Annotated in this window: 5 protein-coding genes and 3 pseudogenes; 3 read left to right on the top strand and 5 right to left on the bottom strand. The window is 34.0% G+C overall.

What is annotated here, in order from left to right:
- Positions 1 to 92 precede the first annotated feature (92 nt).
- Both PSF16_RS16470 and PSF16_RS17430 read left to right on the top strand, forming a co-directional pair.
- A complete protein-coding gene (locus PSF16_RS16470; RefSeq protein WP_272689706.1) occupies positions 93 to 920 on the top strand; it encodes a glycosyltransferase in 828 nt (275 codons plus the stop codon).
- A 96-nt stretch (positions 921 to 1016) separates the two neighbouring features.
- Entirely contained in the window at positions 1017 to 1361 is a 345-nt protein-coding gene (locus PSF16_RS17430) for a polysaccharide biosynthesis/export family protein (RefSeq protein ID WP_442959259.1), read from the top strand.
- On the opposite strand, the pseudogene PSF16_RS16460 reads toward PSF16_RS17430, so the two are convergent.
- From PSF16_RS16460 to tnpA, 3 genes and pseudogenes are all read right to left on the bottom strand, one after another.
- Positions 1340 to 1945 (bottom strand): annotated as a pseudogene (locus tag PSF16_RS16460) (transposase); the annotation flags it as partial. The gene PSF16_RS17430 and the pseudogene PSF16_RS16460 overlap by 22 nt on opposite strands.
- 84 nt (positions 1946 to 2029) lie before the next feature.
- Positions 2030 to 2374 carry an IS66 family insertion sequence element accessory protein TnpB gene (tnpB, locus tag PSF16_RS16455; RefSeq protein ID WP_034167512.1) on the bottom strand — a complete coding sequence of 115 codons (345 nt, stop codon included), beginning with the start codon at positions 2372 to 2374 and terminating at the stop codon, positions 2030 to 2032.
- A gap of 29 nt (positions 2375 to 2403) precedes the next feature.
- Positions 2404 to 2667 (bottom strand): IS66 family insertion sequence element accessory protein TnpA, encoded by a 264-nt coding sequence (gene tnpA, locus PSF16_RS16450; RefSeq protein WP_272689705.1) that lies wholly within the window; start codon positions 2665 to 2667, stop codon positions 2404 to 2406.
- 205 nt (positions 2668 to 2872) lie between these two features.
- On the opposite strand from tnpA, the pseudogene PSF16_RS16445 reads away from it, so the two are divergent.
- Positions 2873 to 3019 (top strand): annotated as a pseudogene (locus tag PSF16_RS16445) (IS5/IS1182 family transposase); the annotation flags it as partial.
- Positions 3020 to 3059: 40 nt separating this feature from the next.
- Here the strand turns inward: PSF16_RS16445 and PSF16_RS16440 are convergent.
- Complete coding sequence (locus PSF16_RS16440) at positions 3060 to 4151, bottom strand: glycosyltransferase (RefSeq protein ID WP_272689704.1); 1092 nt, start codon at positions 4149 to 4151, stop codon at positions 3060 to 3062.
- 128 nt (positions 4152 to 4279) lie between these two features.
- A pseudogene (locus PSF16_RS16435) lies at positions 4280 to 5077 on the bottom strand (hypothetical protein); the annotation flags it as partial.

Here is a 5077-nt window from a genome sequence, read left to right as displayed (position 1 = left end):
AAATGAATTTATTTATTAAAATGACGCCTAAAACTCCATGTTGTATAATGGAAGATATCTATTTTTAATTGTTATAATCTATGAGTAACACGATGACCTTACGTACTGATAATATCGCTGTCATTATGAGTATTTATAAAAATGATAAGTTGGAATATATCAAAGATGCCATCAACAGTATTTGTCAGCAAGAAAATATCATCCCTCTTATACTTATATATGTTGATGGTATCATCCCAAAACAAGAATTTGAATACCTAGAATGTTTACACAAACAGCATATTATTGAATTAATACATTCCGAATATAATAGAGGGTTATCATTTGCACTTAATGCACTAATTGATAAAGTTCTTATGTATCCTCATATAGAGTATATCGCCCGCATGGATAGTGATGATATTTCATTACCACGACGTCTAGAAAAGCAAAAGCAGTTCATGGATATCCATACTGAAATTGATATTCTAGGTACAGCTTGTGAGGAATTTGGAACATCTTATGCTCTTGTTGAAAAAAAATTACCTTCTCAGCATTCAGAATTAGAAGATTTCAGTATAACTAGATGTCCATTTATTCATCCCTCCGTCATGTTTAGAAGACGTGTATTTGAAAAAGGAAACCGGTATCCAACTCACACTTGCTTTACAGAAGATATGGCTTTTTGGTTAGAACTACTTTATAAAAACTATAAATTCCATAATTTACCTGATGTTTTACTACGATATAGACTGGAAGAAAATACGATGACTCGTCGAGCTGGACTTTCAAAGGCTAAAAGCGAAGTATCCTTAAGATTAGGCTATATGTTTTTGCTGAATAAGTTTAGCTTAAAAAATATGCTGTTAATATACAGTCGCTATTGTTTTCATTTGTTACCCCCTAAGATAATGAGCTTAGCTTATAAATATTTAAGATAATTTTGCAAAAGGATTCTTAGCTCTTATGAAACGCCTTTTTATTGTTACACTAATGCTTACAGCATTAACTGGCTGTACTGTTACCCCTGGTGTCTTATGTCTACCTCGGGCAAAAACGTCGTCGACACTGGCGATCGTGATATTTCTAAATTTGTCGATATCTACCCGATCTCGCCAAAACTGTTAGATGAGATGTATACCCCACAGATTATCGCAAAACCTAACCCAACCTTAGAGAAGCAACTTGCAACCTATGAGTACCGTGTTGGTGTGGGTGATGTATTAACCATTACGGTATGGGATCACCCTGAGTTAACTATTCCTGCAGGCTCTTACCGTAGCGCTGCAGATTCAGGCAACTGGGTACACTCAGACGGCACTATCTACTATCCGTATATCGGTAAAGTGAAAGTCATTGGTAAAATATCCACTTGCCGATAGAGTGGCAGAGCATCAACGTATTTTGCTGTGACTACAGCGGCGAATGCATCTGCACTCCCTAGGCTTTTAGGGATCATACTTGCGGGTTTTGGGGCTGTGATAATCTTTGTTTCAGTCTGTGTTTTTTCACACTGCCGGCAAGCGTACTTGGTTCGCTCGTGACGTATAACACTAACCTTCTGTGGGATGATTTTCAGCTCTTCAGAAGTTTCAACACCACATTGATGTAAAGGCTCGTCGCAGCAGTCGCAATAAGGGGCATTGAGTTCATGTTTATGAACTTCACGCTCGAGCTCTTTTGGAAAAGGCTTACGGCCTGTTTTTTTCTTGTCGTCGTCGGATTTAGCCGTACTCTTTTGTTGCTCCACTTCGTTAAACGTACCTTTGGGTATTTTTTCACTTTGTGATGAGAAGCGCTTTGACTTACTTAAATTGAGCTGTTCAATCAACAACTCAATTTTGGTTTTGAGCTCGGCAACCTCCTCTTGCTTTGCCGCAAGGAGTTTATCTTTTGCTTCGTTCTGTTGGTGAAGCTCAAGCAGCATAGCTTTTAGCTGGTCGATATCATCAGGGAGGTCGGTCATGTCTGGGCTCTGGTCATCTCAATGACTTAAGTATGACAGCAAAAAAGGATCGTTCAAGCCCAACGTGACGATCAGTATCAGCGGTCACACTTCTAGATTATGAAGTGGACGATGAGCTTTGGCATGTTCGAGCGTTAACCCCGAAAGAAGCCAACCCAGTTGTTGCTTAGTAATATGAATGGCTCCGTCCTCACTGGGTCTTGGCCACTTGAAGGTCCCTTTTTCTAAGCGACGATAGTACAGCCAGAAGCCATTAGTATCCCAAAACAAGATTTTCAATTTATCTCGGGTACGATTGCAGAAAATGAACCAAGACTCACTAAACGGATCCATCTCAAGAGTCTCCGCGACAATCAACGATAGTCCATCAATGGACTTACGCATGTCCGTGACTCCAGAGATGAGGAAAACCTTACCTGTTGGTATCATTGTAGCGCTTCAAACCAAGTCTTAATTTGTTACGAGCTAAGCGTTGCCGGCAGTTCTGCTCGAATGCCATTATTGAGAATTAACACAACACAACTTGTGCTCACGGTAGGCTCTGTCACCACGATAGGTTGAACCCTGGTTTCAGGCTCGGATTGCGTGAGCTTTTTCGACCAATAGTGAAAAGTCTGATAGCTTATGTTTTGCTCCGAGCAAAACTGCTTAATGCCTAAATTACTTTGTCGTTGCTGCTCTAGAATTGCAGCCCAGTATTCTCGTTTACTTTGTTGTTCCATAGTCCCTCCAATGAAAAAGCTACTATGGCAAATGACGAGTTTGTTTAGTATGTGTGGTTCATTAACCGCTTACGCTAATTTCAGGGCTTCTGCTTTAAATTCTTGTGTGTGTGGACTTTGCGTGTTTTATTTGCTTTCATGACTCACCTCGTTAAGTGATTTTACTCACTTAACGAGGTGTCCAAAAGTACTGGTACGGATCACCCATCGTTGGGTCGTCGAAATAACGCACAATTGAATGAATCGCTTTAGCCGAATCCTGACTTGATGGGAAAAGAAGATCGAAAATTACGAGGCCATGTTGCATTTTGCTTGTGATCTAATTGTTTGGAATAAAGTCCTATTGAGGTAGGCTCTTAAAATAAATTATCTGTATTTTTAATGATTTCAAACTATATTTCACAAAATATAACTTGCCATTGTGATATTATTTTTTCATCAGAGATTGAATTAAAATCATAATTTATATTGAATCTGGAACCCTGTAAATTTCTTATGAATTCATTAAGTGTATTAACATAAATTATTTCTTCCTCATTAATATTAAATGCATACTTATTTTCATTTTCTGTTGGCTTAACTAAAAAGCCACATTGCGTTATTTCAAAATTATTAGTTTTTATTTCTGGCAAAGTGTTTGGCGAAATTAACTCTCTAGGCCCAGTATGACAATCAGTAAAATAAACTGGCTTATTAAAAATAAAGCTTTCTAATATAATGGTAGGCAGTCCTTCAATAGAGGAAAATGAAATCAAAGCATCAAATGAGTTAAATATTTCATCTTTTGCATCTACATGGCCAAAAAAGAAAATTTGGTCTTCACAGTTTAAAATTGAAACATATTGTTTCAATCTTTCTAGCTCAGGACCATCTCCATAAACTTTTAAATTAATACTTCCTCCTAGTTGATTTAATTCTTTAACCACTCTAATTGCTAAGTCTATATTTTTTTGTATATGTAACCGAGATACTATGCCTAAACTAATTGTTTTTTCATTATCATTGATTTTTTTTCTATTTTTTAATTTAATCTGAGTAATGTTGTATATACAGTTACTATTTTGCAATTTAAAATACTTTTTAGCTCTATTTTCTGCTTCCTTTGATACGAAAATATTTTTTTTTCTTCTCATTTTTATAAATATTAGCTTTATTATCATTTTTTTAAAAAGTCCACTGGATTTATAATAGCCATATAAATCAGTATGAATAACATTAATTGTTTTTTTATACCCTAAAAAACTTAAAAAAAAACCAGCAAAAATAGCATCAAAGTGCATTAATATTATAATAGTATCTGATTTATATTTTTTTAGGTATCTGATTGTATGAAAAACTTTACTAAATAAATTGTTCCCGTTAGATAACATATTAAATAGGTCTGTTTTTATTTTTTTTTCTTTAAATGCACCATATAACAATTTAGAGGCATTTTTTACCCCTCCATTATTATCGGAAAAAATAATAACAATGTCACTTTTCATTTTAATTTTTCTATTTAGAATATCGGAAATATATCAGTATAAAACTAGAATTATACATGGCTTATTTTACATTTAACATGGTAAACACATCACCCATTTATATTTCTTTCATCGAATACTAAATTTAATTAACTATATTTTTTATTTCTTCTAGACTTGAATATTAGATTAAGGATAGCCAATAAAAAAACAGATTGAAAACTATCAAACAATATTGGACCTTTAAAATTCATTATAAATATATATATTAATATAGATATAGTAATCCATTGCTCATTTGTAAACTTTAAAGAAAATATATTATTTAATCCTAATGTGCATACAATCGTAAAAATCCAAAATAATAAACCTAGATAGCCAACTGAAAATAATATCCTATACCATCCTACATCTACATTCATATAATAATCATTGTTATCTCCAAACCATCTAGAGTCTCCTATTGAGGAGAAATCATTCCAATTATATCGGAACATATTTATATTTTCTTGTAGAGAACCTGTTTCTGTTCCTGATTGAAAAAATTCGGTTAGCCAGTGAATAAAAAAATCTTGGAAGTGAGGCGGCAAAAAAACAATAAGTACAGTTAATGAGCCTAACAGTATGGCTATATTAAATAATATAATTTTCAAAAATTGAAATATATTTGCCAATTTAAAGATAATAAATATTAAAATTGTGATTCCAATAAAGGATGACCTGGCTGAAATAATTGATGACAACAATATGAATGCTAATATGAAAATTTCAAATATACTGGGTTTGAAGTTATTTCCATTTTTATAATATATATATATAGTGAAAAAGAGAGCACATAGTATTTGCATAAATCCGGCGGAATATACAGAAAAACCAGTTATCCCAATCATTCGCAATGACATTGCACTTTCAATAGCATCTGAGCCAATTAATGACAGTGCACTGCT

The sequence above is a fragment of the Providencia sp. PROV033 genome, from assembly GCF_028484855.1.
Lineage (GTDB): Bacteria > Pseudomonadota > Gammaproteobacteria > Enterobacterales > Enterobacteriaceae > Providencia > Providencia alcalifaciens.
Note: the sequence above shows the minus strand (reverse complement) of the source record. Positions and strands in the feature narration are given on the sequence as shown.

Bases quoted from the DNA above. Each gene is read 5' to 3' on its own strand.
- PSF16_RS16470 (WP_272689706.1), top strand. From the start codon at position 93: ATGACCTTACGTACTGATAATATCGCTGTCATTATGAGTATTTATAAA.
- tnpB (WP_034167512.1), bottom strand. From the start codon at position 2,374: ATGATACCAACAGGTAAGGTTTTCCTCATCTCTGGAGTCACGGACATG.
- tnpA (WP_272689705.1), bottom strand. From the start codon at position 2,667: ATGGAACAACAAAGTAAACGAGAATACTGGGCTGCAATTCTAGAGCAG.
- PSF16_RS17430 (WP_442959259.1), top strand. From the start codon at position 1,017: ATGTCTACCTCGGGCAAAAACGTCGTCGACACTGGCGATCGTGATATT.
- PSF16_RS16440 (WP_272689704.1), bottom strand. From the start codon at position 4,151: ATGAAAAGTGACATTGTTATTATTTTTTCCGATAATAATGGAGGGGTA.